The 25,938-nt window shown below is 69.8% G+C and carries 29 protein-coding genes; 26 read left to right on the forward strand and 3 right to left on the reverse strand.

Going from position 1 to position 25,938, the window contains the following annotated elements; genetic code table 11:
- Window positions 1-418: 418 nt before the first annotated feature.
- The gene (locus tag ACIRGA_RS20430; protein WP_400943082.1) at window positions 419-859 is read right to left on the reverse strand and encodes a ubiquinol-cytochrome c reductase iron-sulfur subunit; all 441 of its coding nucleotides are present in this window, start codon (window positions 857-859) and stop codon (window positions 419-421) included.
- A 131-nt stretch (window positions 860-990) separates the two neighbouring features.
- Between ACIRGA_RS20430 and ACIRGA_RS20435 the strand changes: the two genes are divergently transcribed.
- The 11 genes from ACIRGA_RS20435 (at window position 991) to ACIRGA_RS20485 (ending at window position 9,581) form a co-directional block, all read left to right on the forward strand.
- Window positions 991-1,359 (forward strand): hypothetical protein, encoded by a 369-nt coding sequence (locus tag ACIRGA_RS20435; protein ID WP_400943083.1) that lies wholly within the window; start codon window positions 991-993, stop codon window positions 1,357-1,359.
- On the forward strand, window positions 1,356-1,868 hold the full coding sequence (locus tag ACIRGA_RS20440; RefSeq protein ID WP_400943084.1) for a sigma-70 family RNA polymerase sigma factor: 513 nt from the start codon (window positions 1,356-1,358) through the stop codon (window positions 1,866-1,868). The genes ACIRGA_RS20435 and ACIRGA_RS20440 overlap by 4 nt, the downstream gene beginning before the upstream one ends.
- Window positions 1,865-2,494 (forward strand): anti-sigma factor family protein, encoded by a 630-nt coding sequence (locus tag ACIRGA_RS20445; protein WP_400943086.1) that lies wholly within the window; start codon window positions 1,865-1,867, stop codon window positions 2,492-2,494. The genes ACIRGA_RS20440 and ACIRGA_RS20445 overlap by 4 nt, the downstream gene beginning before the upstream one ends.
- Window positions 2,495-2,780: 286 nt before the next feature.
- Window positions 2,781-3,392 (forward strand): prepilin peptidase, encoded by a 612-nt coding sequence (locus tag ACIRGA_RS20450; RefSeq protein ID WP_400943087.1) that lies wholly within the window; start codon window positions 2,781-2,783, stop codon window positions 3,390-3,392.
- 47 nt (window positions 3,393-3,439) lie between these two features.
- Window positions 3,440-4,627 carry a chorismate synthase gene (gene aroC / locus ACIRGA_RS20455; protein ID WP_400943089.1) on the forward strand — a complete coding sequence of 396 codons (1,188 nt, stop codon included), beginning with the start codon at window positions 3,440-3,442 and terminating at the stop codon, window positions 4,625-4,627.
- Window positions 4,624-5,148, forward strand: coding sequence for a shikimate kinase (locus ACIRGA_RS20460; RefSeq protein WP_400943091.1), 525 nt, complete (start codon window positions 4,624-4,626; stop codon window positions 5,146-5,148). Before aroC ends, ACIRGA_RS20460 begins: the two co-directional genes overlap by 4 nt.
- On the forward strand, window positions 5,145-5,567 hold the full coding sequence (locus ACIRGA_RS20465) for a hypothetical protein (RefSeq protein ID WP_400943093.1): 423 nt from the start codon (window positions 5,145-5,147) through the stop codon (window positions 5,565-5,567). Before ACIRGA_RS20460 ends, ACIRGA_RS20465 begins: the two co-directional genes overlap by 4 nt.
- A gap of 8 nt (window positions 5,568-5,575) precedes the next feature.
- Window positions 5,576-6,685 carry a 3-dehydroquinate synthase gene (aroB, locus tag ACIRGA_RS20470; protein WP_400943095.1) on the forward strand — a complete coding sequence of 370 codons (1,110 nt, stop codon included), beginning with the start codon at window positions 5,576-5,578 and terminating at the stop codon, window positions 6,683-6,685.
- Window positions 6,682-7,113, forward strand: a complete 432-nt coding sequence (gene aroQ / locus ACIRGA_RS20475) for a type II 3-dehydroquinate dehydratase (RefSeq protein ID WP_400943096.1) — start codon at window positions 6,682-6,684, stop codon at window positions 7,111-7,113. The genes aroB and aroQ overlap by 4 nt, the downstream gene beginning before the upstream one ends.
- The gene (locus tag ACIRGA_RS20480; protein ID WP_400943098.1) at window positions 7,110-8,036 is read left to right on the forward strand and encodes a GNAT family N-acetyltransferase; all 927 of its coding nucleotides are present in this window, start codon (window positions 7,110-7,112) and stop codon (window positions 8,034-8,036) included. Before aroQ ends, ACIRGA_RS20480 begins: the two co-directional genes overlap by 4 nt.
- Before the next feature lie 60 nt (window positions 8,037-8,096).
- Window positions 8,097-9,581 (forward strand): beta-xylosidase, encoded by a 1,485-nt coding sequence (locus tag ACIRGA_RS20485; RefSeq protein WP_400943225.1) that lies wholly within the window; start codon window positions 8,097-8,099, stop codon window positions 9,579-9,581.
- Here ACIRGA_RS20485 and ACIRGA_RS20490 read toward each other — a convergent pair.
- Complete coding sequence (locus tag ACIRGA_RS20490) at window positions 9,536-9,955, reverse strand: hypothetical protein (protein ID WP_400943227.1); 420 nt, start codon at window positions 9,953-9,955, stop codon at window positions 9,536-9,538. The genes ACIRGA_RS20485 and ACIRGA_RS20490 overlap by 46 nt on opposite strands.
- A gap of 297 nt (window positions 9,956-10,252) precedes the next feature.
- On the opposite strand from ACIRGA_RS20490, the gene ACIRGA_RS20495 reads away from it, so the two are divergent.
- The 3 genes from ACIRGA_RS20495 to nusB are packed head-to-tail and all read left to right on the forward strand — an operon-like array spanning window position 10,253 to window position 12,410.
- Window positions 10,253-11,344, forward strand: a complete 1,092-nt coding sequence (locus ACIRGA_RS20495) for a M24 family metallopeptidase (protein WP_400943100.1) — start codon at window positions 10,253-10,255, stop codon at window positions 11,342-11,344.
- A gap of 38 nt (window positions 11,345-11,382) precedes the next feature.
- The gene (efp, locus tag ACIRGA_RS20500) at window positions 11,383-11,946 is read left to right on the forward strand and encodes an elongation factor P (RefSeq protein WP_005152384.1); all 564 of its coding nucleotides are present in this window, start codon (window positions 11,383-11,385) and stop codon (window positions 11,944-11,946) included.
- Window positions 11,946-12,410: a transcription antitermination factor NusB gene (gene nusB, locus ACIRGA_RS20505; protein ID WP_400943102.1), complete on the forward strand. Its 465-nt coding sequence runs from the start codon at window positions 11,946-11,948 to the stop codon at window positions 12,408-12,410. The genes efp and nusB overlap by 1 nt, the downstream gene beginning before the upstream one ends.
- Before the next feature lie 109 nt (window positions 12,411-12,519).
- On the opposite strand, the gene ACIRGA_RS20510 is transcribed toward nusB, so the two are convergent.
- Window positions 12,520-13,008, reverse strand: a complete 489-nt coding sequence (locus ACIRGA_RS20510; protein ID WP_003096372.1) for a transcriptional regulator — start codon at window positions 13,006-13,008, stop codon at window positions 12,520-12,522.
- Between the two features lie 261 nt (window positions 13,009-13,269).
- Between ACIRGA_RS20510 and pyrR the strand changes: the two genes are divergently transcribed.
- The 12 genes from pyrR to metK all read left to right on the forward strand — a co-directional run bounded on the left by pyrR (window position 13,270) and on the right by metK (window position 25,916).
- Window positions 13,270-13,881 carry a bifunctional pyr operon transcriptional regulator/uracil phosphoribosyltransferase PyrR gene (pyrR, locus tag ACIRGA_RS20515; RefSeq protein ID WP_400943103.1) on the forward strand — a complete coding sequence of 204 codons (612 nt, stop codon included), beginning with the start codon at window positions 13,270-13,272 and terminating at the stop codon, window positions 13,879-13,881.
- Window positions 13,878-14,810 (forward strand): aspartate carbamoyltransferase catalytic subunit, encoded by a 933-nt coding sequence (locus ACIRGA_RS20520; RefSeq protein WP_400943105.1) that lies wholly within the window; start codon window positions 13,878-13,880, stop codon window positions 14,808-14,810. The genes pyrR and ACIRGA_RS20520 overlap by 4 nt, the downstream gene beginning before the upstream one ends.
- Complete coding sequence (locus tag ACIRGA_RS20525) at window positions 14,807-16,099, forward strand: dihydroorotase (RefSeq protein ID WP_400943106.1); 1,293 nt, start codon at window positions 14,807-14,809, stop codon at window positions 16,097-16,099. The genes ACIRGA_RS20520 and ACIRGA_RS20525 overlap by 4 nt, the downstream gene beginning before the upstream one ends.
- Window positions 16,096-16,605, forward strand: coding sequence for a transporter (locus tag ACIRGA_RS20530; RefSeq protein ID WP_400943107.1), 510 nt, complete (start codon window positions 16,096-16,098; stop codon window positions 16,603-16,605). Before ACIRGA_RS20525 ends, ACIRGA_RS20530 begins: the two co-directional genes overlap by 4 nt.
- The gene (gene carA, locus ACIRGA_RS20535) at window positions 16,605-17,753 is read left to right on the forward strand and encodes a glutamine-hydrolyzing carbamoyl-phosphate synthase small subunit (protein WP_400943108.1); all 1,149 of its coding nucleotides are present in this window, start codon (window positions 16,605-16,607) and stop codon (window positions 17,751-17,753) included. Before ACIRGA_RS20530 ends, carA begins: the two co-directional genes overlap by 1 nt.
- 156 nt (window positions 17,754-17,909) lie before the next feature.
- On the forward strand, window positions 17,910-21,224 hold the full coding sequence (gene carB / locus ACIRGA_RS20540) for a carbamoyl-phosphate synthase large subunit (protein WP_400943109.1): 3,315 nt from the start codon (window positions 17,910-17,912) through the stop codon (window positions 21,222-21,224).
- A complete protein-coding gene (pyrF, locus tag ACIRGA_RS20545; protein ID WP_400943111.1) occupies window positions 21,221-22,060 on the forward strand; it encodes an orotidine-5'-phosphate decarboxylase in 840 nt (279 codons plus the stop codon). The genes carB and pyrF overlap by 4 nt, the downstream gene beginning before the upstream one ends.
- A gap of 107 nt (window positions 22,061-22,167) precedes the next feature.
- Window positions 22,168-22,485 carry an integration host factor, actinobacterial type gene (gene mihF, locus ACIRGA_RS20550; RefSeq protein ID WP_003096398.1) on the forward strand — a complete coding sequence of 106 codons (318 nt, stop codon included), beginning with the start codon at window positions 22,168-22,170 and terminating at the stop codon, window positions 22,483-22,485.
- Complete coding sequence (gmk, locus tag ACIRGA_RS20555) at window positions 22,482-23,138, forward strand: guanylate kinase (protein WP_400943112.1); 657 nt, start codon at window positions 22,482-22,484, stop codon at window positions 23,136-23,138. Before mihF ends, gmk begins: the two co-directional genes overlap by 4 nt.
- Window positions 23,135-23,404 carry a DNA-directed RNA polymerase subunit omega gene (rpoZ, locus tag ACIRGA_RS20560; protein WP_005152353.1) on the forward strand — a complete coding sequence of 90 codons (270 nt, stop codon included), beginning with the start codon at window positions 23,135-23,137 and terminating at the stop codon, window positions 23,402-23,404. Before gmk ends, rpoZ begins: the two co-directional genes overlap by 4 nt.
- Window positions 23,397-24,617 (forward strand): bifunctional phosphopantothenoylcysteine decarboxylase/phosphopantothenate--cysteine ligase CoaBC, encoded by a 1,221-nt coding sequence (coaBC, locus tag ACIRGA_RS20565; RefSeq protein ID WP_400943114.1) that lies wholly within the window; start codon window positions 23,397-23,399, stop codon window positions 24,615-24,617. The genes rpoZ and coaBC overlap by 8 nt, the downstream gene beginning before the upstream one ends.
- 96 nt (window positions 24,618-24,713) lie before the next feature.
- On the forward strand, window positions 24,714-25,916 hold the full coding sequence (metK, locus tag ACIRGA_RS20570; RefSeq protein WP_400943229.1) for a methionine adenosyltransferase: 1,203 nt from the start codon (window positions 24,714-24,716) through the stop codon (window positions 25,914-25,916).
- The last annotated feature ends 22 nt before the right edge of the window (window positions 25,917-25,938 follow it).

The raw sequence follows: 25,938 nt of genomic DNA on the forward strand, positions 1-25,938 counted from the left end.
AACACCAAACTGTCCGACAAGTCCTGAAACACATCTGTCCGTGAGGTCCTGAAACAGCACAGAGGGTTAGAACCCTCATTGCCACTCACGACCCCTTCGTGAAGCTGCTCAAATCGGGCTAATCGGGCACGTCCCTCTCGGGGGGTGGCCTTTGTGGACAGTGGGGGCGGGGTGGTGGCTTCTCGCAGGAGGTCGTGCAGGTGAAGCGTGTCGCTAAAGCCACGTTCGCGCCCAGGTGGTCCCTGACGGCACGGACGATCCGCCTGCCGGGCGATGTGCTGTGGACGGGCTCTCCCCCTCCTGGTGACCGTGTGGATCCAGGTCCAACGCACCAAAATCCACACACCCCTCCCGCGACACCAGGGTCCCTGCCCCTTTCCGCAGGTCAGCACGCCAGGCGATACTTACCGGACACGTTTTAGGCCGTGACGACCTGGCCGTTGGTGACCTTGACCGCGATCGAGGGCAGCGGCTGGTCCGCCGGGCCCTTTTTGACCGCTCCGGTCGCCGCGTCGAAGATCGAGTTGTGGCAGGGACATTTGAGCTCGGCGCCCGCCGGGACGACCGCGCAGCCCTGGTGGGTGCAGATCGCGCTGAACGCGGCCGCCGTGCCTTCGGCGGTCCTGGTGACGATGACGTCCTTGCCGTCGGCGGTCTTGGCGGCCTTGGCCTGGCCGACCTCGATGTCGGAGAGCGCGGTCAAGGTCTCGCCCGGCGCCGCGGCGGGCGGTGCGGCGGTCGAACCGGACGGCGGGCTGTCGCTTCCGCAGGCCGTGAGGGCCACGGCCCCGACGGCCACGCCGGCGACGGCGGCCCCGGTGGTCAGGACGGTGCGGCGGGAGTGGAGTTCGGCAGTCATGCCCTTACACACGGTTCGAGCGGCCATCCGGTTCAATTTCGGCGGCCATCGGGTGCCGGATTGAACCGGGAGGCCCTCTTTTCCGTGTTCAAAGGCATAGGGGAACCGAACACGCGAAAAGAGATACGGACATGATCCGGTGGTTGTTGCGGGCGGTCGTGGCGGCGAGCCTGCTCGGATCGGCGTGGGTGCACTACGTCGTATGGCAGGACTGGGCCTCGGAAACGGATGTGGTCGGCCCGCTCTTCTTGGTGAACGTCGTGGCGGGCGTGGTGATCGCGGTCGCCGTCCTGGTCTGGCACCACTGGCTTCCCGCGCTCGCGGCGATCGGCTTCGGCCTGGCCACGCTCGGCGCGTACGTGCTTTCGCTGACCACAGGGTTCTTCGGCGTCTCGGAACGCTTCACCACCCAGGCCGAGCTGTGGGGCCTGATCACCGAAGTGGCTTGCGTGGTCTTCGCCCTCCCGCTGCTTCTCAGCCGGGAAAGCACGGATCGGTGAAGGAATTCGCGGAGGACCGGCTGATGCGGGCTCTGCACGACGAGCACGCGGCGGCGCTCTGGTCCTACGCACTGCACCTCACCAGCGGCGACCGGGTCCGCGCGGAGGACGTCGTCCAGGAGACGCTGCTGCGGGCCTGGCGCAACGCCAAGGTGCTCGACCAATCCGAGGGATCGGCGCGCGGCTGGCTGTTCACCGTGGCGAGACGGATCGCCATCGACGACTGGCGTGCCTCCGAGGCGCATCCGGAGGTGGTGACCGGTCAACCGCCCGAAACGGCGATCACCGACGGCACCGAACGGGCGGTCCAGGGCTGGCTGGTCGCCGAAGCGCTCGGTGAGCTCTCGCCGAGACACCGGGACGTTCTCGTCCTGTGCTATTTCCAGGGTTACTCCGTCGCCGACGCTGCGAAGCGGCTGGGTGTGGCCGAAGGGACGATCAAGTCGCGGACGCACTACGCGTTGCGGGCGCTGCGGTTGATATTGGAGGAAAGAGGGGTGACTCAATGACCGACCCCTTCGCCACCTACGACGCGGCCTACGTGCTCGGGGCGTTGTCCCCGGAAGACCGGTTCGCCTACGAGAAGCACCTTCGCGGCTGTGACCGGTGCGCGGCATCCGTGCGCGACCTGGCCGGAATCCCCGGGTTGCTCGCCCAGGCGGGCGCTCCCGCGCTGCTGGAGGACGAACCGGCGCCCTCGCCGGATCTGCTGCCGACGGTGCTCAAACGGGTCCGCCGGGGAAGGCGGATCCAACGGGCGATCACCACTACCGCGGCCGGGGTGGCCGTTGCCGCCGGCGTCGCGCTCGTGGTCGTCCTGACCGGGCCGATGGCGGCGGCGGGCGACCCGATGACCCCGCTCGGCGACTACCCGGTGACCGCCGAAGTCGCCATGTCCACCACGGACACCGGCACGAAGGTCGACATGACGTGCAGCTACGGCGGCAACCGCACCGGGGACTACATCCTGGTCGCAGTCGGCGCCGACGGTGGCACCAGCGAGCTCGCGTCCTGGCGCGCGATGCCCAAGGACACCGCGCATATCGTGGTCGGCACCGCGATGCGCACCGGGGACATCAAGGCGCTCGAGATCCGCACGCCCTCGGGTCTTCCGCTGTTGCGGATGAACCCCTGATCCCGTTGTCATGACAGGCCTTCGGCACCGGACGCGCCGCGGATTGCCTGCTCGCGCGGAAATTTCACGCGTGTCCGTGAAGGCCTCCTTCCCTACCTTCAGAGTAGGGAAGGAGGCCTTCGCTACCGCCTGGGCCGGTCACTCGCCCCCGCCGCCGCGGGTCCGTGCGTGAACGGTCCGTTCACGACTTCCGCACCCCCGCTCCACCTGCCGAAAGTGCGTGAAAGTTCCTGTCACGAAAAGAAAAACTTGCCGCAGCGAGCGCCACCGGCGCACTCTTGATCTTGTGTTCATCCCGATCGCCTTCGCGGTGGCGGGCGCCGGATCGGCGCTCGCCACGCGCTCCTGCCTGCGCCGGGCGGGAGCGCCGGTCACCGCGTGGGCGGCCGCCCTCACCGCGGTGGCGCTCGTCGCGGTCTGGCTGCGCCACCACGCCGGAGCCTGGCCGTGGTGGTGGCTCGCGGTCCCGGCCGTCCTCACCGTCTTCGCCGTCCCGCTGGCGCTTGCCGACCTGAAGTACCGCCGCCTGCCCGACATCCTCACCCTGCCCGCGTATCCGGCGCTGGCCGTCGCGCTGGCGATCGCCGCGCACGGGGGAGGAGCGGCCATCGCGTGGCGGGCCGTGTTCGGCGCGCTGGTCTTCGGCGGGGCGCACGCGCTCGTCCACGCGTTGTCGCCGCGCTCGCTCGGCGCCGGGGACGTGAAGCTCGCCGGCAGCCTCGGCGCGGTCCTCGCCGCGACGGGCTGGCCGTCGATCGTGCTCGGCGCCGTCGCCGCCGCGTTACTGAGCGTGGCGCTCGCGGTGGGCGGACCCCGGCATCCCACGGTGCCGCACGGCCCCGGTCTCCTGGTCGCGGCGTGGGCGCTCGCCGTCTTCGCCGGACCCGGTCCTGGATAGCCCGGCCTGTACCGGGACAGAGAGGAGGTTGTGACAGGATCTGTCAGGTGTTGCGCTGGATAACCGCAGGGGAATCGCACGGACCCGCCCTCGCCGCCATCCTGGAAGGGATGCCCGCCGGGGTCGAGGTCACCACCGCCGAAGTGGGCGAGCAGCTCGCGCGACGGCGGCTCGGCTTCGGCCGCAGCCCCCGGATGGGCTTCGAGACCGACCACATCGAGTTCACCGGCGGTGTCCGGCACGGGCTCACCCAGGGTGGCCCCGTCGCGGTCCAGATCGAGAACGCCGAGTGGCCCAAGTGGGAGAAGGTCATGTCGGCCGATCCCGTGCCCGCCGAGGAGCTGGAAGGCCTCGCGCGCAACGAGCCGCTGACGCGTCCCCGGCCCGGCCACGCCGACCTGCCCGGTATGCAGAAGTACGGCTTCCCCGAGGCCCGCCCGGTGCTGGAGCGCGCGAGCGCCCGCGAGACGGCGTCCCGCACGGCGCTCGGCACGGTGGCCCGCGCGTACCTCAAGCAGCTGCTGGGGGTCGAGATCCTCAGTCACGTCGTGTCCATCGGCGGCGCCTCGGCGCCCGAGGGGCCGCTGCCGGTGCCGTCGGACCTCCCGGCCATCGACGAGAGCCCCGTCCGCGCCTTCGGCCAGGAGGGGACCGACGCGATGGTCGCCGAGGTCGACGCCGTGCGGAAGGCGGGTGACACCGTCGGCGGCGTGATCGAGGTGATCGCCTACGGCCTGCCGCCGGGCCTCGGCTCGCACGTCCACTGGGACCGGCGCCTGGACGCCCGCCTCGCCGGAGCGCTCATGGGCGTCCAGGCGATGAAGGGTGTGGAGGTCGGCGACGGCTTCACCACGGCCAAGCGCTGGGGCAGCCAGGCCCACGACGAGATCGACCGCGGCACCGGCCCCGTCGGGGTGACCCGCCGGTCCAACCGCGCGGGCGGGCTCGAAGGCGGCATCACCAACGGCGAGCCGTTGCGCGTGCGCGTCGCCATGAAGCCGATCTCGACCGTCCCCAAAGCACTGTCCACTGTGGATGTCACGACCGGCGAACCCGCGGTGGCCATCCACCAGCGTTCCGACGTCTGCGCGGTACCCCGCGCCGGGGTCGTGCTGGAGTCGGTGGTCGCGCTGATCCTCGCGGACGCCGCGCTGGAGAAGTTCGGCGGCGACTCGCTGGCCGAGGGCAAGCGCAACGCCGAGGCCTACCTGAAAGCGCTCGAGGAGCGCTGGTGACCCCTCGCGCGGTGATCATCGGGCCGCCGGGCTCGGGCAAGAGCACGGTCGGCCCGGCGCTCGCCGCCCGGCTCGGCCTCGCCTTTCGCGACAGCGACGACGACATCGTCGCGAGCGTCGGCAAGCCCATCACCGACATCTTCGCCGAGGAGGGCGAGCCCGCCTTCCGCGCGCTGGAGGAGGAGATGGTCGCGAAGGCGCTGGCCGAACACGACGGCGTCCTCTCGCTGGGCGGGGGAGCGCCGATCACGCCGGGCACCCGGGAACGGCTGGCCGGGCACACCGTGATCTTCCTCAACGTCGGGATGGCCGCGGGCGTCCAGCGCGCCGGGCTCTCGACCGCGCGCCCGCTGCTGGCCGGGGTGAACCCCCGAGCCACCTACAAGTCGCTCCTCGACGCGCGCCTGCCGGTGTACCGCGAGGTGGCCACGTTCGAGATCGAGACCGACCAGCTGACCGCCGACGAGGTCGTCGAGGCCGCCGTCATCGGACTGACCGAAATCAGCAAGGACCGAGTATGAAGCGCACCACCGTCGGCGTTCTCCTCGCCGTCGTCGCCTTGACCCTGACCGCGTGCGGTGAGGAGAAGCAGCCCGCAGGGGCGGACGTCATCCAGACCGGCGCGGCCACGACCGAGGCACCCGCGTCGGCCGCTCCGGCGGAAGACGTCGCCGCCGACGTCAAGGTCACCAAATGCGACAGCTCCAGCTACACCCCGAAGGTCACCATCGAGGTCACCAACAGCACCGGCGAGGACGCGCGCTACGCCGTCACCATCGCGATCAAGGACGCCGACGGCAAGGCCTCCGGTGAGGCGCTGTTCGCGAAGAACCGGATGACGCCCGGCCAGAAGGTGACCGAAGAGATCCCGGGGGACACCCCGGTCAAGGGCAAGATCACCTGCGAGGTCGCGCGGGCCAAGCGGCTTCCGCCGAAGTGAGGGGAACGATGACCGAGCCGGTCCGCATCACCGTCAACACCGCCAAGCCGTACGACGTCGTCATCGGCCGCGGCCTGCTGGGCGAGCTCACCGAGCAGCTCGCCGACGCCTCCAAGGTCGCGCTGATCCACCCGCCGACGCTGACGACCACCGCCGAGGCCATCCGCGACGAGCTGGCCGAGGCCGGGATCGACGCGCACCGGGTCGAGATCCCCGACGCCGAGGACGGCAAGGCGCTCACCGTCGCCAGCTTCTGCTGGGAGGTCCTCGGCCGCATCGGCCTCGACCGCCAGGGCGTGGTCGTCGGGCTCGGCGGTGGCGCCGTGACCGACCTGGCCGGATTCGTCGCCGCGACCTGGATGCGCGGCGTGCGGCTGGTCAACGTGCCCACCACGCTGCTGGGCATGGTCGACGCCGCCGTCGGCGGGAAGACCGGCATCAACACCGAAGCCGGCAAGAACCTGGTCGGTGTCTTCCACGAGCCGAGCGCGGTCCTGGTCGACCTCGCGACGCTGGAAACGTTGCCCCCCAACGAACTCGTCGCCGGAATGGCCGAGGTGGTCAAGGCCGGGTTCATCGCGGATCCGCGTATTCTCGAACTCGTCGAGCAGGATCCCGCCGCGGCGCTGGACACCACCGGCGAGGTCCTCGGCGAACTGGTCCGCCGCTCGATCCAGGTCAAGGCCGACGTCGTCGCCGCGGATCTGCGCGAGTCGAACCTGCGCGAGATCCTCAACTACGGCCACACCCTCGGCCACGCGATCGAACGCCGCGAAAAGTACCGGTGGCGCCATGGTGCCGCGGTCAGCGTCGGACTGGTCTTCGCCGCCGAGCTCGCGCGTCTGGCGGGCCGTCTCGACGACGCCACCGCCGACCGCCACGCCGCCGTCCTCAAGCTGCTGGGCCTGCCGACCACATACGACCCGGACGCGCTCCCGCACCTGCTGGAGACGATGAAGGGCGACAAGAAGACCCGTTCGGGCGTGCTGCGCTTCGTCGTCCTCGACGGGCTCGCCAAACCCGGCAGGCTGGAAGGCCCGGACCCGTCGCTGCTCGCCGCGGCGTACTCGGTGGTGGCGGGCGACGCCCCCAAGCCCGGCGGGAGCGTGCTGCTGTGAAGGTGCTCGTCCTCAACGGCCCCAACCTCGGCAGGCTCGGCCTGCGCGAACCCGGGATCTACGGTTCGGCCACGCACGCGGACCTGGTCTCCACCTGCGTCGAAACCGGCAAGGAGCTGGGGATCGACGTCGAGGTCCGGCAGACCGACCACGAGGGCGAGATGGTCGGCTGGCTGCACGAGGCCGCCGACGCGGGATGGCCGGTGGTGCTCAACGCCGCCGCGTGGACGCACTACTCGATCGCCGTCCGCGACGCCGCCGCGCAGCTCAAGGCGCCGCTGATCGAGCTGCACATCTCCAACGTGCACAAACGCGAGCAGTTCCGGCACCACAGCGTGCTGTCGGACATCGCGACCGCGGTCATCGCCGGGCTCGGGGTCGACGGTTACCCGCTGGCCCTGCGCTGGATGGCCGCGAACTCGGCGTGAACAACCCTCCCGAGATCGAGACCGCGCGGCTGCGGCTGCGCGCGCTGACGGAAGCCGACACCGACGCGATCATCAAGCTCTTCGCCGATCCGGCGATGAGCGCGCATTTCGCGGTTCCGTTGACCGAGCCGGACCAGGTCCGCGAAATGGTCGGCCGCAGGCTGGCCTACGACGGCCCGGCGGGCATGGGGCACTGGTCGATCGAACGCGACGGCGAGGTGATCGGCCTCGCGCATCTGCGGCCGTCGCAGGAACTTCCCGGCGACGTACCGGAGCTCGGGTACTACCTGTCGCGGGCGCACGGCGGGCAGGGCTTGGCGACCGAGGCCGCGAAAGCGCTCCTGGCGCACGGACTCGTCGGTCTCGGCCTGTCCTCGGTGTGGGCGCTGGTCGGCGAGTCCAATGTGTCCAGTCAGAACCTGGTGCGGCGCTTGGGTTTCCTCGACGTCGGCGGCGGCGACCACTACGGCAGCGGACCGCATCGCGTGTTCGTCGCGCTGCCGTCGGACCACGGCCGCGCACACCACATCGAGCTGTGGGTGCCCGATCTCGCCCGTGCAGAAGAGAGCTGGGGCTGGCTGCTCGGCGAACTGGGCTGGCGTGAGTTCCAGCGCTGGCCCGCCGGGGTCAGCTGGAAACACGGCGCGACCTATCTCGTCGTCGAGCGGTCTCCCGCGCTCAGCGGGGAGAAGCACGAGCGCACCGCCCCGGGCCTGAACCATCTCGCCCTGCACATCGAGTCACGCGATCGGGTGGACGAACTGGCTTCGAAGGCCGTCGAACACGGCTGGTCGCCGCTCTTCGCGGACAAGTATCCGAATGCGGGCGGTGACGATCACTACGCCGCCTACCTCGAAAACGCCGACGGCTTCGAAGTGGAGCTGGTAGCCCTGCCGGGTACTGACGTCACCCGGCAGGGTTAAGCCTCGCTACACTCGGCCATCATGCGCCTTTTTCGTGGGGGTCGACGACCCGCCCGTGCCGTGGTGGCCGTCGTCGCGGCGGGCGCGGTCCTCGCGGCGTGCAGCGACGCCACCGTGCAGTCCCAGGCCGACGGCAAGGGCGGCGGGATCGGCGGAGCCCAGCAGGCGCCCAAGGAAAAGCCGCGGCCGATGGACGTCGAGCTCGCGACGAGCGATCCCCGGGCCAGTGGCGGCGTGGTCGCCGCGGGCGATCAGGACGCGGTCTACAACTACAGCCCGACCGTGATGCGGGACGGCGGCAAACTGAAGATGTGGTGGTGCAGCCAGTACGGCAGTGCCCAGCCGCCCGGTGACGACGTCCTCTACGCGCAGTCGTCCTCGCTCGACGGGCCCTTCACCGGCCCGTCCGGCGGCGGCCCGGCGGCGGTGTTCTCCGGCGCGCCCGGCGGCTTCGACGGGATGCACACCTGCGACCCGTCGGTGATCAAGGTCGGCTCGACCTACTACATGTATTACACCGGCGCGGCGGGCGACCACGCGCTCGGCAACTCGATCGGCCTCGCGACCAGCCCCGACGGGCTCAACTGGACCCGTGCGGCGGGCGGGCAGCCGATCATCGGACCGGCGCACGACGTCCACCGTGCCAACGTCTACGGCGCCGGCCAGCCCTCGGCGGTGTACCTCGACGGCTGGTTCTACGTGCTCTTCACCGACACGACGGCGAAGGGCGCCGGGTGGAACGGCGCCGGGCAGTTCCTGCTCCGCGCCAAGGACGCGGCGTTCACCCAAGGCGTGGAGGTGCTGGAGGAGCAGGGTTTCGTCGCCAAGCCGAGCACGATCTCGCCGCGCCCTCGCTCGCTGGTCGACGGGTTCAGCACCGACCTCATGTGGGTCGGTTCGCTCGACGCCTTCGTGATCGCGCACGAGACCGACGCCGGCACCACACTCACCTTCTGGACCAGGGACTTCTCCGCGCAGCCGTACCGGCCGGCGATCATCCCCGGCGCCTGGAAGGAAGGCCCCGGCCTGGTCCGGCGGCCCGACGGGCACGCGCCGCTCTCGTCGGGCGACGTCTGCGATCGAGTGCCCTTCGACGTCGTGCGGGCCACGGTCGTCGGCGGCGCGGGGGCGCCGACCGACCTGAAGCATTTCGGCCTGGACGTCCGCGGTTCGAGGGCGTGTGACGGTGACGCCCGCGTCCGGACCTCGTTCGAAGGTGTCGCGATGCCGTCGCCGCAGCGGACCATCGACCTGGTGGCCGGCGGCACGCTGGTCCGGGTCGACCGGCGCTCGGTGGCGGCGGCGCTCGCGGGCGAGGTGCTGGATCGGCGGCTCCAGGTCGTGGACAAGTTCCCGCAGGCCGCGCGGCTGAGCGCCGGGGCGAAGACGGTGCACGCGCCCGGTCGCGGCTTCGGCGTGGTGCTCGACGGCAAACTGTTCGCGCTGCCGGACGCGGGGACGGCGGCGCTGAACGACTCGACCGTCGAAGAGATCAGCGATCAGGCCTGGGACGGCTTCCCTGCCGGTTTCTCGCTCGCGGGCTGATCTTCGTCGTCGCCGGTCTTGGTGATGCGGCCACCGACGAACAGGCCGAGCCCGGCCGGGATGAGCACCAGCAGTGCCGAGAAGGCGGCGCCGCCGGTGAGCGCGCCGCCGAGCTCCGAAGCGCCGGTCTGGTCGACGAACACCGCGCGGCCGATCACGTACAGCACGCCCGAGACCGGGCCCGCGATCAGCGCCGCGATGAACCAGTTCTTGCCGCGTTCGGGTTTGCCCTGCCAGGCGTCCACGGCGCTCCAGCCCGCCGCCGCCCCGACCAGGACGGCGAGGGCGAGCGAGGTGACGAGCGTCTTGTCGGTGGGGTTGAAGACCTCGTACTTGGCCAGCACGGTGACGGCCGCGCCGTGCAGCAGCGCCATCACGAGTCCACGAGTCAGCCACGGTGCCATTGGAGAAGCTTAACTCGCCAGTAGCGACGGCCGCGTCGCACGCCGATGGTGATGCTTTGGCCACCTGCCAACGGGGCCGACGAAGGGACCGGCGGACTGTCTTCTCGGAAGCGCGCCAGCGCGACGAGAAGACTTCACCGTCGCGCGCCCTCTTTCGGGCCGGAGGCCCACGGAAACGGATTGCAGGGCGCCCTTCACGACCACGTGGGTTCCGATCGGTCCAGCGCCCTGCGAGACGTTTCCGTAAGCGCGCGACATAATACGACAGTGCGTGAATACTTCTCTCGCCGCCGCGCGGCGCTGCGTTCCCTGCTGGCCGACTCCGGGGTGGACGCGCTGCTGGTCACGGACCTGCTCAACATCAGGTACCTGACCGGCTTCACCGGGTCCAACGCCGCTCTCCTCGTCCACGGGAGCGGCGACGACAAGACGATCTTCTGCACCGACGGCCGCTACCAGGTCCAGTCGGCGACGGAGGTGCCCGATCTCGAACGGGTGCTGGACCGCGCGAGCGCGGCGAAGCTGGCCGATCTGGCGGCCGAAAAGAAGCTCGGCAAGACCGGCTTCGAGAGCCAGCACGTCAGTGTCGAGCAGCACGAGGACCTCAAGGTCCGCTTCGACCGTGTCGAGCTGGTCCGGACGCCTGGGCTCGTCGAGCAGCTGCGGCTGGTCAAGGACGAGCAGGAGATCGAGGCGCTGCGCCAGGCGTGCGCGGCGGCCGACAGGGCGCTGGAGGATCTGGTGTCCGCCGGTGGGCTCCGGCCGGGCCGCACCGAGCTCGACGTCGCCCGTGACCTCGAGAATCGCATGCTCGGCCACGGGTCGACCGGGCCTTCGTTCGACACGATCGTCGCGGCGGGCGCCAACTCCGCGATCCCGCACCACCGGCCCACCTCGGCCCTGCTCGCGAACGGCGACTTCGTCAAGATCGACTTCGGCGCCACGGTCGACGGCTACCACTCCGACATGACCCGCACGTTCGTCCTCGGCAAGCCGGCGGCGTGGCAGGAGGAGATCTACGAGCTGGTCCAGCGCGCGCAGGCGGCGGGCTGCGACGCCGTCCTCCCCGGTGCCGAAGTGTCCGAAGTGGACAAAGCGGCCCGTGGCGTGATCGTCGGCGCGGGGCGCGGCGAGGAGTTCGGCCACGGCCTCGGCCACGGCGTCGGACTGCAGGTGCACGAGGCGCCCAGCCTCGCCACCACCGGCGTCGGTACACTGTCCGCCGGTATGGCCGTCACCGTCGAGCCTGGTGTGTATCTGCCCGGACGCGGAGGCGTGCGCATCGAGGACACGCTGGTCGTGCGGGAAGGTACGCCCGAACTCCTCACGCTGAGCACCAAGGAACTCGTGGTCGTCTGACGGCGGCCCGGAAGATCGACACAGGAGACTGCACACTCGTGGCCACCACCAACGACCTGAAGAACGGGCTCGTCCTCAACCTCGACGGCCAGCTCTGGACCGTCACCGCGTTCCAGCACGTCAAGCCGGGTAAGGGCGGCGCGTTCGTCCGCACCACGCTCAAGCACGTGCTGACCGGCAAGGTCGTCGACAAGACCTTCAACGCGGGGACGAAGGTCGACACGGCCACCGTCGACCGCCGCAACATGACCTACCTGTACAAGGACGGCGCGGACTTCGTGTTCATGGACGCGGAGACCTACGACCAGATCACCGTGCTGGCCGAGACCGTCGGCGACAACGCGAACTACCTGCTCGAGAACTTCGAGGTCCAGGTCGCGGTGCACGAGGGTGTCCCGCTGTACATCGAGCTGCCGACCTCGGTCGAGCTGATCGTCCAGCACACCGACCCCGGCCTGCAGGGCGACCGCTCCACCGGTGGCACCAAGCCGGCCACCCTGGAGACCGGCGCCGAGATCCAGGTGCCGCTGTTCCTCACCACCGGCGAGAAGATCAAGGTCGACACCCGTGACGGCCGCTACCTGGGCCGCGTCTCCAGCTGATGGCCGACTCAGGTAAATCCGGCAAGTCGCCGAACCGCGGCGGGCCGATCAGCCGTCGTCAGGCCCGCAAGCGTGCCGTCGAGATGATGTACGAAGCCGCCCAGCGCGGTGCCGACGCGGTGACGCTGCTGGCGGACCGGGTCGGTTCGGTCGAGGTCGACCCGATCGCGGACTACACGATTTCGCTGGTCGAGGGCGTCACCGGCCGCAAGACCCAGATCGACGAGCTGCTTTCGGAGCACGCTCAGGGCTGGACGCTGGACCGGATGCCGCCGGTGGACCTGGCGGTGCTGCGGGTCGGCGTCTATGAGCTGCTGTGGGCCGAGGACGTGCCGGATCCGGTCGCCATCGACGAGGCCGTCGGGCTGGCGAAGGAGCTGTCGACCGACGATTCGCCGCGGTTCGTGAACGGCGTGCTCGGCCGGATCGGGACCATCGCCGACCGCCTGCGCGCGGTTCTCTAGAAGACGTACTGCGACGGGCCGTGTCCTCTTCCGAGGGCACGGCCCGTTCTCGTGCTCGGTGGTGCCGGTTGGCGTTTCCGGTCCCCCCGGACCGAAAACGTCGCCATCTCTAGTCCTCTTTGGACGGTCGAGCCTCGGGCGGCAGCACACCCCAGTCGATCAGCTGCTCGGTGAGCTCGCCGGGGGTCATGTCGTAGATGATCGCCAGCGAACGCAGGTCCTCGGTGCGGATGGAGAGCACCTTGCCGTTGTAGTCGCCGCGCTGGCTCTGGATGGTGGCGGCGTAGCGGGCGAGCGGCCCGACCTTCTCCGCCGGGAGCTGCTGGAGACGCTCCAGGTTGATGACGATCTTCGTGGCGGGTTCGGCGCCCGACGGCACCCGGCCCTCCGGCAGCAGCTCGACCACCGGCACGCCGTAGAAATCGGCCAGTTCGGCGAGCTTCTGCACGGTGACGGCGCGGTCTCCGCGCTCGTACGAACCGACGACGACGGCCTTCCAGCGGCCTCCGGACTTCTGCTCGACCCCGTGCAGGGACAGGCCCTGCTGCTGGCGGATCCCGCGGAGCTTGGCCCCGAGCGCCTTGGCGTAATCGCCCATCTGGTGGTTCTCCGTTTCCTCACCCCCAACCGGTCGAGGGTGACCGATCCAGGGGACTCCTAGAGTCGAATACTCAGAGTAATGGTTACGCATAGTTGTCACCAGGTCAAGCGGGTGCTTTCGAGAGGCGTTCGTCACCTGGGGCGCGCCACCCATAAGACTGAGCTCCCGCTCCTGCTAGTGTCGATTCGATTTCCTCGCCAAGCAGGAAGTCGACGTCCTTTAAGGACCCGTCCAGAGAGGCGGGGAAGGAGGTCCGCCTTGTCGTCACGTCCGCGTGGCGCGGCGGAACCGGCGGGAGAGCGCGAGCTGCTCTCGTCCGGCGATGTCGCGCGCACGATCGCCCGAATGGCCCACCAGGTCATCGAGAAGACCGCTCTCGGTGCCGGTGGCTCGACTCCGCCCGTGTTGCTGGGCATCCCCACCCGGGGTACTCCGCTCGCCCTGCGGCTCGCGGACAAGATCGCCGAGTTCTCCGGCATCCGTCCGCCGACCGGCGCCTTGGACATCACGCTCTACCGTGATGATCTCCGCCGCCGCCCGCCCCGCGCGCTCGAACATTCGCAGCTTCCGCCGACCGGTATCGACGACGCGGTGGTGATCCTGGTCGACGACGTGCTGTTCTCCGGCCGCACCATCCGCGCCGCCCTCGACGCCCTGCGCGACCACGGCCGCCCGCGCGCGGTCCAGCTGGCCGTGCTGGTCGACCGCGGCCACCGCGAACTGCCGATCCGCGCCGACTACGTGGGCAAGAACGTGCCCACCTCGCGCGCCGAGGGGATCGAGGTCCTGCTGTCCGAAGTGGACGGACGGGACACGGTTCTGCTGAGGTCGTTGACTGAGGGCGCTCCACCAGAAGGAGATCGATCGTGAAGCACCTGCTCGCCACCGACGGGCTCGACCCGGCGCTCGCGACAGCCGTGCTGGACACCGCCGAAGAGCTCAAGCACACCTTGCTGGGCCGCGAGGTCCGCAAACTGCCGACGTTGCGCGGCCGCACCGTCATCACGCTGTTCTACGAGAACTCCACCCGCACCCGCGTCTCGTTCGAGATCGCGGGGAAGTGGATGAGCGCCGACGTGATCAACGTCTCCGCGTCCAGCTCTTCGGTGAACAAGGGCGAATCGCTGCGGGACACCGCACTGACGCTGGCCGCGGCCGGCGCCGACTGTGTGATCATCCGGCACCCCGCCTCCGGTGCGGCGCAGCGGCTTTCGGGCTGGCTCGCCGAAGCGGGGACGGCGGTCGTCAACGCCGGGGACGGTACCCACGAACATCCGACGCAGGCGCTGCTCGACGCGGCGACACTGCGGGAGCGCCTCGGTTCGTTCGAGGGACGTCGCATCGGGATCGTCGGCGACGTCCTGCACAGCCGGGTCGCGCGGTCGAACATCCACCTGCTGTCGGCGCTCGGTGCCGAGGTGGTGCTCGTCGCGCCGCCGACGCTGCTGCCCGCCGGGGTGGAGAGCCTGCCGGTCACGGTGTCGCACGAACTCGACGCCGAGCTGCCCGCGCTCGACGCGGTCATGATGTTGCGAGTCCAGGCGGAGCGGATGCACGGGAGCTTTTTCCCGTCGGCGCGCGAGTACTCGATCGCGTACGGCCTCAACGAACGACGGATGAAGCTCCTGCCCGAGCACGCCGTCGTCCTGCACCCCGGCCCGATGCTGCGCGGGATGGAGATCGCCTCGGCGGTCGCCGACTCCCCGGCCTCGGCCATCACCGAACAGGTCCGCAACGGCGTCCACGTGCGCATGGCGGTCCTCTACCACCTGCTCGCGAGCGAAGGAGCCACCGCGTGACCATCGTCCTGATCAAGGGCGCCCGACCCTACGGCGAGGGCGATCCGGTCGACGTGCTCGTCGAGGACGGGGTCATCACCGACATCGGTTCGATCGACACGCCGGACGACGCCGAAGTGATCGACGCGGGCGGCCAGGTGCTGCTCCCCGGTTTCGTCGACCTGCACACCCACCTGCGCGAACCCGGCCGCGAGGACACCGAGACGATCGCGACCGGTTCGGCCGCGGCCGCGCTCGGCGGCTACACCGCGGTGTTCGCCATGGCCAACACCGACCCGGTGGCCGACAACGCGGTGATCGTCGACCACGTGTGGCGCCGCGGCCAGGAGGCCGGGCTGGTCGACGTGCACCCGGTCGGCGCGGTCACCGTGGGCCTCAAGGGCGAGAAGCTCGCCGAACTGGGCACCATGGCGAAGTCCGAAGCGCGGGTGAAGGTCTTCTCCGACGACGGCCTCTGCGTCGCGGACCCGCTGCTCATGCGCCGCGCGCTGGAGTACTCGACGGCGCTCGGCGTCGTCATCGCCCAGCACGCCGAAGAGCCGCGGCTGACCGTCGGCGCCCAGGCGCACGAAGGCGAGCAGGCCGCACGCTTGGGCTACACCGGCTGGCCCGCCTCGGCGGAGGAGTCGATCGTCGCCCGTGACTGCCTGCTGGCCGAGCACGCGAACGCGCGGCTGCACGTCTGCCATGTTTCGACCTCGGGCACCGCGGACATCCTCAAATGGGCCAAGGACCGCGGCACCAAGGTCTCGGCCGAGGTCACCCCGCACCACCTGCTGCTGACCGACGAGCGGCTCGCGACCTACGACCCGGTCAACAAGGTCAACCCGCCGCTGCGCACCGAATCCGACGCCGAGAAGCTGCGCGCCGCGCTCGCCGAGGGCGTCATCGACTGCGTCGCCACGGACCACGCGCCGCACGCGGTCCAGGACAAGGACTGCGAGTGGAACTCGGCCCGGCCGGGCATGCTCGGCCTGCAGACCGCGCTGTCGATCGTGGTCGAGACCATGGTCCGCACCGGCCTGCTGGACTGGCGGGGCGTCGCGCGGGTGATGAGCGAGCGGCCGGCCGAGATCGGCAACCTGACCGACCACGGCCGTCCGATCGAGGTCGGCGAACCCGCCAACCTGACGCTGGTGGACCCGGACAGCGAATGGACCGTGCGAGGCGCCGAGTTCGCGAGCATCGCGGCGAACACCCCGTACGAAGGAATGCGGCTCCCCGGCGTGGTGACGGCGACGTTGCTGCGCGGGCGGATCACCGCGCGGGAAGGGAAGATCACGCCATGAGCGACCGGATTCTGCTGACCCTGGCGGTCTTCGCCTTCTTCCTCCTGTGCGTGTTCCTGATGTGGCGCGGCTGGCGGCGGAAGTCACGGGCGCAGAGCGTCCAGGTCCCGCCGTTCGCCGAGATCCCCGCCGAACCCGGCGAGGCGCTGATCGAGTCGACCGGTCTCTACGTCAGCACGACGACCGCCGGGCACTGGCAGGACCGCGTCGTCACGCGCGGCGCCGGCCTGCGCACCGGAGCGGTCTGGCGCCTGCACGAAGACGGCATCGCCATCGAGCGCGGCGGCGCCCCGGACTTCTGGATCCCGCGCGCCTCGGTCACCGGCGTCCGCAAGGACAAGGGGATGGCCGGGAAGGTGATGGGCATCGACGCGCTGCTCGTCGTCACCTGGCTGGCCGGTGACGTCGAACTGGACACCGGATTCCGCGGCGACGACGTCGACGACTATCCACAGTGGATCGAAGCTTTGCAAGACACCCGCAACGACATCAAGGGAGGTGCCTGATGAGCACCGCGAACGGTTCCAGGACCCCCGCCGCGTTGGTCCTCGAAGACGGCAGGGTTTTCCGCGGCTCCGCGTACGGCGCCCGTGGCCGTAGCCTGGGCGAGGCGGTGTTCTGCACCGGTATGACCGGCTACCAGGAGACGCTGACCGACCCCTCGTACCACCGGCAGATCGTGGTCCAGACCGCGCCGCAGATCGGCAACACCGGCTGGAACGACGAGGACGACGAGTCCGCCCGCATCTGGGTCTCGGGCTACGTCGTCCGCGACCCGGCGCGCACCCCGTCCAACTGGCGCTCGAAGCGCACGCTGGACGAGGAACTGGAGCGCCAGGGTGTCGTCGGGATCTCCGAGGTGGACACCCGCACGCTGACCCGGCACCTGCGGGAGCAGGGCGCCATGCGATCCGGCGTGTTCTCCGGTGACGCGCTGGGCACCGACGAGGAGATGCTCGCCGAGGTGAAGGCCAGCCCGCAGATGAAGGGCGCAGACCTCGCCGGCGAGGTCACCACGAAGCAGCCGTACGTGGTCAAGGCGCAAGGGGAGACCCGGTTCCGCGTGGCCGCGCTGGACCTGGGCATCAAGTCCAACACCCCGCGCCTGATGGCCGCGCGCGGTATCGAGGTGCACGTGCTGCCCTCGTCGTCCACTGTGGACGAACTGCTCGCGGTCGAGGCGGACGGCGTGTTCCTGTCCAACGGTCCCGGCGACCCGGCGACCACCGCGCACGCGACCGAGCTGACGAAATCGGTGCTGCAGCGGGAGATCCCGCTGTTCGGCATCTGCTTCGGCAACCAGATCCTCGGCCGCGCGCTGGGACTGGGCACCTACAAGATGCGCTACGGCCACCGCGGGATCAACATCCCGGTGATCGACGTGGCCACCAAACGCGTCGCGATCACCGCGCAGAACCACGGTTTCGCCCTCGAAGGCGAGCCGGGTCAGCGGTTCGAGACGCCGTTCGGCGCCGCGCAGATCTCGCACTACTGCCCGAACGACGACACCGTCGAAGGTGTCCGCGCGTTCGACGTCCCCGCGTTCTCGGTGCAGTACCACCCCGAGGCCGCCGCCGGCCCGCACGACGCGGCCCCCCTGTTCGATGAGTTCGTGGGTTTGATGAGCAAGAGCGCGGGGCGGGGAAATGGCTGACCAGGTGACCGGCCACGACGGCGCGCATCGGCCGAAGGCCTCGCGAACGTGGAGGCGGGCCGCCTTCGGCGCGGACTGCAACGGAATTCAAGAACTCACGGCCCGGCTACGCGTTCGTCGACCGCGCGCCATGATCAACACGGAGAAGGCCAAGTAATGCCGAAGAGGACAGACATCCAGCACGTGCTGGTGATCGGCTCCGGGCCGATCGTGATCGGCCAGGCGGCGGAGTTCGACTACTCCGGCACCCAGGCCTGCCGCGTACTCCGCGAAGAGGGACTGCGCGTCTCGCTGGTGAACTCGAACCCGGCGACCATCATGACCGACCCCGAGTTCGCCGACTCCACCTACATCGAGCCGGTCACCCCGGAATTCGTCGAGAAGGTCATCGCTGAGGAACGCCCCGACGCGATCCTCGCGACCCTCGGTGGGCAGACGGCGCTGAACTGCGCGGTCGCCCTGCACGACCGCGGTGTCCTGGAGAAGTACGGCGTCGAGCTGATCGGCGCCGACGTCGAAGCCATCCAGCGCGGCGAGGACCGGCAGAAGTTCAAGGACATCGTCCGCACGATCGGCGCCGAGGTGCCGCGGTCGCGGGTCTGCCACGACATGGACGAGGTCCGCGCGACCGTCGCCGAGGTCGGCCTCCCGGTGGTCATCCGGCCGTCGTTCACCATGGGCGGGCTCGGTTCGGGCATGGCGCACACCGACGAGGAGCTGAACCGCCTCGCCTCCACCGGACTCGACGAGTCGCCGGTCACCGAGGTGCTCATCGAGGAAAGCGTCCTCGGCTGGAAGGAGTTCGAACTCGAGCTCATGCGCGACCGGCACGACAACGTGGTGGTCGTCTGCTCGATCGAGAACATCGACGCGATGGGCGTGCACACCGGCGACTCGGTCACCGTCGCGCCCGCGATGACCCTGACCGACCGCGAGTACCAGCACATGCGCGACGTCGGCATCGCCGTTCTGCGCGAGGTCGGCGTCGACACCGGCGGCTGCAACATCCAGTTCGCGATCAACCCCGAGGACGGCCGCATGGTCGTCATCGAGATGAACCCGCGCGTGTCGCGGTCGAGCGCGCTGGCGTCGAAGGCGACCGGCTTCCCGATCGCCAAGATCGCCGCGAAGCTCGCCATCGGCTACACCCTCGACGAGATCCGCAACGACATCACCGGTGAGACCCCGGCGGCCTTCGAGCCGACGCTGGACTACGTCGTGGTGAAGGTGCCGCGGTTCGCCTTCGAGAAGTTCCCCGGCGCGGACCCGACGCTGACCACGACGATGAAGAGCGTCGGCGAGGCGATGTCGTTCGGCCGCAGCTTCCCCGAGGCGCTCGGCAAGGCACTGCGGTCCATCGACACCAAGGCCACCGGCTTCTGGACCCGGCCCGACCCCGAGGGCGCGACGCTGGAATCCGTTCTGGAGGCTTTGCGCACCCCGCACGACGGACGTCTCTACGAGGTCGAGCGGGCGCTGCGGTTCGGCGCCACGGTCCAGCAGGTGCACGAGGCCTCGGGCATCGACCCGTGGTTCATCGACCAGATCGCCCTCATCGGCGAGGTCGGCGCTGAGGTTCGCGACGCCCAGGTGCTCGACGAGCCGCTGTTGCGGCGGGCCAAGCGCACCGGCCTCTCCGACCGTCAGATCGCCTCGCTGCGGCCGGAACTGGCAGGCGAGGACGGTGTCCGCGCGCTGCGCCGCCGTCTCGGCGTGCGGCCGGTGTACAAGACCGTCGACACCTGCGCGGCCGAGTTCGCCGCCAAGACGCCGTACCACTACTCGGCCTACGAGACCGATCCCGCGGCGCAGTCTGAGATCACCGCGCAGACCGAGAAGCCGAAGGTCCTGATCCTCGGCTCGGGGCCGAACCGCATCGGGCAGGGCATCGAGTTCGACTACTCGTGCGTGCACGCCGCGATCGCGTTGCGCGAGGCCGGTTTCGAGGCCGTCATGGTCAACTGCAACCCCGAGACCGTCTCCACCGACTACGACACCTCGGACCGGCTCTACTTCGAGCCGCTGTCGTTCGAGGACGTCCTCGAAGTGGTCAACGCCGAGCAGGAGTCGGGCACCGTCGCCGGGGTCATCGTGCAGCTGGGCGGCCAGACCCCGCTCTCGCTCGCGAAGCGCCTCGCGGACGCCGGTGTCCCGGTGATCGGCACCTCCCCGGACGCGATCCACCTCGCCGAGGACCGCGGCGCGTTCGGCGAGGTCCTCACCGACGCCGGGCTGCCCGCGCCGAAGTACGGCACGGCGACCTCGTTCGAGGGCGCGAAGCGGATCGCCGACCAGATCGGCTACCCGGTCCTCGTGCGGCCGTCGTACGTGCTCGGCGGGCGCGGCATGGAGATCGTGTACGACGAGGAATCCCTCGCCGGCTACATCCACCGCGCCACCGAGGTCACCCCCGAGCACCCGGTGCTGGTGGACCGGTTCCTCGACGACGCCATCGAGATCGACGTCGACGCGCTGTTCGACGGCGACGAACTCTTCCTCGGCGGGGTCATGGAGCACATCGAGGAGGCCGGGATCCACTCCGGCGACTCCTCGTGCGCGCTGCCGCCGATCACGCTGGGCCGGACCGACATCGAGACGGTGCGCCGCTCGACCGAGGCCATCGCGCGCGGCGTCGGCGTCCGCGGGCTCCTGAACGTCCAGTACGCGCTCAAGGACGACGTCCTGTACGTCCTGGAGGCCAACCCGCGCGCGTCGCGGACGGTGCCGTTCGTGTCGAAGGCGACCGCGGTGCCGCTGGCGAAGGCCGCGGCGCTGATCATGACCGGCTCGTCGATCAAGGATCTGCGCGAGTCCGGCGTCCTTCCCGCCGAGGGTGACGGCGGCCACATGCCCGCCGATTCGCCGGTCGCGGTCAAGGAGGCGGTCCTGCCGTTCCACCGCTTCCGCACCCCCGAGGGCCACGGCGTCGACTCGCTGCTCGGCCCGGAGATGAAGTCCACGGGCGAGGTCATGGGCGTGGACGTCTCCTTCGGCAAGGCGTTCGCCAAATCGCAGGCCGGTGCCTACGGTTCGCTGCCGACTTCGGGCAAGGTGTTCGTCTCCGTCGCCAACCGCGACAAGCGTTCGCTGGTGTTCCCGGTGAAGCGGCTGGCGGATCTCGGCTTCGAGATCCTCGCCACGTCGGGAACCGCGGAAGTGTTGCGGCGCAACGGAATCGCCTGCACCGTTGTGCGCAAGCACTACGAGGGTTCGGCCGAAGGGGAGCAGAACGTCGTGGACGTCATCCTCAACGGCGAGGTGCAGATGGTGATCAACACCCCGTACGGCAACAGCGGTCCCCGTATCGACGGCTACGAGATCCGCACCGCCGCGGTGTCGCGGGACATCCCCTGCATCACCACGGTGCAGGGCGCCGCGGCGGCCGTGCACGGGATAGAGGCCGTCATCAAGGGCGACATCGGCGTGCGGTCGCTGCAGAGCCTGCAGGCGGCGCTGAAGGCCAAGGCATGAGCGAGCGGTTCGGGGCGAGGCTGGCGCGGGCGGTCGCGGAAAAGGGACCGCTCTGCGCCGGCATCGACCCCCATCCCGGGTTGCTCCAGGCGTGGGGACTCCCGGCGGACGCGGGCGGTTTGGAGAAGTTCGCCCTCACGGCCGCTGAGACGATCGCGCCCGAGGTCGCGGTGATCAAGCCCCAGTCGGCCTTTTTCGAGGCCTACGGGCCTCCTGGGGTCGCCGTTCTGGCCAAGACGATGAAGGTGTGCCGGGAGGCGGGCGCGCTCGTCCTGCTGGACGTCAAACGCGGCGACATCGGCTCCACGATGGCGGCGTACACGGCGGCGTTCCTGCCCGCCGGCGCGGAACTCGAGGCCGACGCGATCACGGTGTCGCCGTACCTCGGGTTCGGCTCGCTGGCCCCCGCGATCGACGTTGCGCAGGCGCAAGGCAAGGGGCTGTTCGTCCTCGCGCGCACGTCCAACCCGGAGGCGCAGGGATTGCAGAATGCCTTGCTGCCCAACGGAAAGACCGTCGCGCAGGACATCGTCGACACGGCGGCCGGCTTTAATGCCGACCAAAGCCCTCTGGGTGACATCGGTGTCGTCGTCGGCGCCACCATCGCGCCGGGAGAGCTCGATCTGAGCAAGCTGAACGGTCCCGTCCTGGCCCCCGGTTTCGGGGCACAGGGGGCCACTCCGGCCGATTTGCGGGCCCTTTTCGGGGCGGGACTCCCGGGTGTGCTCCCCGCGTCGTCCCGCGACGTCCTCAAGCACGGGCCGGACCCCGAAGCGTTGCGTGCGGCCGTTCGGCGGACCCGGGATTCCCTCGGTCCCCTGGAAAAAGGCCAATAGCAGGCCCGGGAATCCGTCATGACCAGCCACCCCCGCATTGTGGGCCGAGGTAACGGGTGGGTACCGTCGCCACACCCACCCAGATTTGAGAACTACCGGAGGAAAACGTGGCACTTCCCCAGCTGACAGAGGAACAGCGCGCTGCGGCGCTGGAGAAGGCCGCCGCCGCCCGCCGCATCCGTGCTGAGCTGAAGGAGCGGCTGAAGCGGGGCGGTACCACTCTGGTCGACGTGTTGAAGCAGGCTGAGGAGAACGAAGTCCTCGGCAAGATGAAGGTCTCGGCTCTGCTCGAGGCTCTTCCGGGCGTCGGCAAGGTCCGTGCCCAGCAGACCATGGAACGACTGGAGATCGCACCCAGCCGTCGTCTTCGCGGCCTCGGCGACCGGCAGCGCAAGGCGCTGCTGGCCGAATTCAGCGGCGAGTGAGCGGCACCGGTCAGGACCACCCGGTGAACCCGGGCGCTGACCGCGGCGGTGAGCCGGTGGCGGGAGTTGCATCCCGGCACCGGCTCACGGTCGTATCAGGGCCTTCGGGGGTCGGGAAGTCGAGCGTGGCGGGGGAGCTGCGCAAGCTGGATCCGGAGATCTATTTCAGCGTCTCGGTGACCACCAGGAAGCCGAGGCCGGGTGAGGTGGACGGCGAGCACTACCACTTCATCGACCGGCCCGAGTTCGACCGCATGGTCGCCGACGGCGAACTGCTGGAGCACGCCGAGTTCGCGGGCAACTGCTACGGCACCCCGCGCGGGCCCGTGGAGCGGGTGCTGGCCGAAGGGCGCAACGCGATCCTGGAGATCGAACTCCAGGGCGCGCGGCAGGTCCGCAAGGCGATGCCGGAGGCCCGGCTGGTGATGCTGATGCCGCCGTCGTGGGAAGAACTGGTCGGCAGGCTGACCGGCCGCGGCACCGAGAACGAAGCCGCGGTGAAGGCCAGGCTGGCCGAGGCAGAGCGCGAACTCGCCGCCGCCGGCGAGTTCGACGAGCGCGTCGTCAACGCCGACGTGCGAGAGGCCGCCGAGCAGTTGCTAAACTTGATAACCGGCGACATCTCTACCGAAGATTCGGAGCACCACGAGTGACGACTCAGGCCACGCTGCACGAAGAGCTCGAAGGCATCACCAACCCGCCCATCGACGACCTTCTCGAGAAGGTCAGCTCGAAGTACGCGCTGGTGATCTACTCGGCCAAGCGCGCTCGCCAGATCAACGACTACTACGCCCAGCTGGGCGAGGGTCTGCTGGAGTACGTCGGCCCGCTGGTCGAGCCGGGACCGCGCGAGAAGCCGCTGTCCATCGCCCTGCGCGAGATCCACGGTGGCCTGCTCGAGCACACCGAGGGTGAATAAACCCAAAGTCGTTCTGGGCGTAGGCGGCGGGATCGCCGCTTACAAGGCCTGTGAGGTCCTGCGCGGGCTGACCGAATCCGGTCACGACGTCCGCGTGGTCCCCACCGAAGCCGCGCTGAACTTCGTCGGCGCGGCCACCTTCGAGGCACTCTCCGGGAACCCGGTGCACACCGGCGTGTTCACCGAAGTGCCCGAGGTCCAGCACGTCCGTGTCGGCAAGGAAGCCGATCTGGTGATCGTCGTGCCCGCCACGGCGAACCTGCTCGCCAAGGCCGCGCACGGCATCGCGGACGATCTGCTGACGAACACCCTGCTCACCGCCCGGTGCCCGGTCGCGTTCTTCCCGGCCATGCACACCGAGATGTGGGAGCACCCGGCCACCCGCGACAACGTGGCGCTGCTGCGCTCACGCGGCCTGGTCGTCGCCGAACCCGCCGCCGGCAGGCTCACCGGCACCGACACCGGCAAGGGACGGCTCGCCGACCCCGCCGAGATCGTCGACCTCGCCCGGCTCCTCCTGGCCGTGCCGAAGGCCCTCCCGCGTGACCTCGAAGGCGTGCGCGTGGCGATTTCGGCCGGTGGCACCCGTGAGCCGCTGGACCCGGTCCGGTATCTGGGCAACCGCTCTTCCGGCAAACAGGGTTACGCGCTGGCCCGCGTCGCCGCCCAGCGCGGCGCCGAGGTCACGCTGGTCGCCGCGCACACCGTCGCGCTGCCGGAGCCCGCGGGCGCGAAGGTCGTCCACGTGTCGACCGCCGAGGAGATGCGCCAGGCCATGCACGCCGAGGCCGCCTCCGCCGACGTCCTCGTGATGGCCGCCGCCGTCGCCGATTTCCGGCCTTCGAACCGGGCCGACCACAAGATCAAGAAATCCGACGACGCACCGGATCCTGTCGTCGAGCTCGCCCGCAACGCGGACATCCTGGCCGAGCTGGTGCGGAATCGGATGCAGGGTCAGGTGGTCGTCGGCTTCGCCGCCGAAACCGGGGACGACAAGGGCGGCGTCCTCGACCACGCCAGGGTCAAGCTGAAGCGCAAGGGCGCGGACCTGCTGGTGGTGAACGCCGTCGGTGAAGGGAAGGCCTTCGGGACCGAGGACAACTCGGGCTGGCTGCTCGGGGCCGACGGCACCGAAATCCCGATCCCCCTCGGCGCCAAGGCTGAACTGGCTTCCACATTGTGGGATGCTGTTGTGACCTTGATGAAGCGTTGAGAGCCCCCAAAGCGATAGTCAGTAGGCTTGAGTTCAAGCTGAGGGGTGCCTAACTTTCTAGGCATCAGACGTCTAGGTGAGGGAGTGACGGGCACCGTGACCGCGTCCACGAGCAGACTGTTCACATCGGAATCGGTGACTGAAGGTCATCCCGACAAAATTTGCGATGCCATCAGCGACTCGATCCTGGACGGTCTGCTGGCCAAGGACCCGCGTAGCCGGGTGGCGGTCGAAACCCTCATCACCACCGGGCAGGTGCACGTCGCCGGTGAGGTGACCACTGAGGCCTACGCGGACATCCCGACCATCGTCCGCGACGTGATCCTGAAGATCGGCTACGACTCTTCGGCCAAGGGTTTCGACGGCAACTCGTGCGGCGTCAACGTGGCGATCGGCTCCCAGTCGCCGGACATCGCGCAGGGTGTCGACACCGCGTACGAGTCCCGCGTGGAGTCGGACGAGGACGAGATCAACCGCCAGGGCGCCGGCGACCAGGGCCTGATGTTCGGCTACGCCTGTTCGGACACCCCCGAGCTGATGCCGCTGCCGATCGCGCTGGCGCACCGGCTCTCGCAGCGGCTGACCCGGGTCCGCAAGGACGGCGTGCTGCCGTACCTGCGCCCGGACGGCAAGACCCAGGTCACCATCGAGTACGCCGGTGACCAGCCGGTGCGGCTCGACACGGTGGTCGTGTCCACCCAGCACGCGGACGGCATCGACCTGGAGCAGATGCTCGGCGTCGACGTCCGCGAGCACGTGGTCGCCCCGGAGATCGCCGAGCTCGGCCTCGACACCTCCAACGTCCGGCTGCTCGTCAACCCGACCGGCCGCTTCGTCATCGGCGGCCCGATGGGTGACGCGGGCCTGACCGGCCGCAAGATCATCGTCGACACCTACGGCGGCATGGCCCGGCACGGTGGCGGCGCGTTCTCCGGCAAGGACCCCTCCAAGGTGGACCGTTCGGCCGCGTACGCGATGCGCTGGGTGGCGAAGAACGTCATCGCCGCCGGGCTCGCCGCCCGCGCCGAGGTCCAGGTCGCGTACGCGATCGGCAAGGCGGCCCCGGTGGGCCTCTTCGTCGAGACCTTCGGCACCGAGACGGTCGACCCGTCGAAGATCCAGGCCGCCATCACGGAGGTCTTCGACCTGCGTCCGGCCGCGATCATCCGCGACCTCGACCTGCTTCGCCCGATCTACGCGCCGACGGCCGCGTATGGCCACTTCGGCCGTCCCGAGCTGAACCTCCCGTGGGAGAGCACGGCGCGGGCCGCGGACCTGAAGTCGGCCGCGGGCGCCTGATCCGTCTGTCCGTGAAGGCCTC

This window comes from Amycolatopsis sp. NPDC102389 (genome assembly GCF_044765885.1).
Taxonomy (GTDB): Bacteria; Actinomycetota; Actinomycetes; order Mycobacteriales; family Pseudonocardiaceae; genus Amycolatopsis.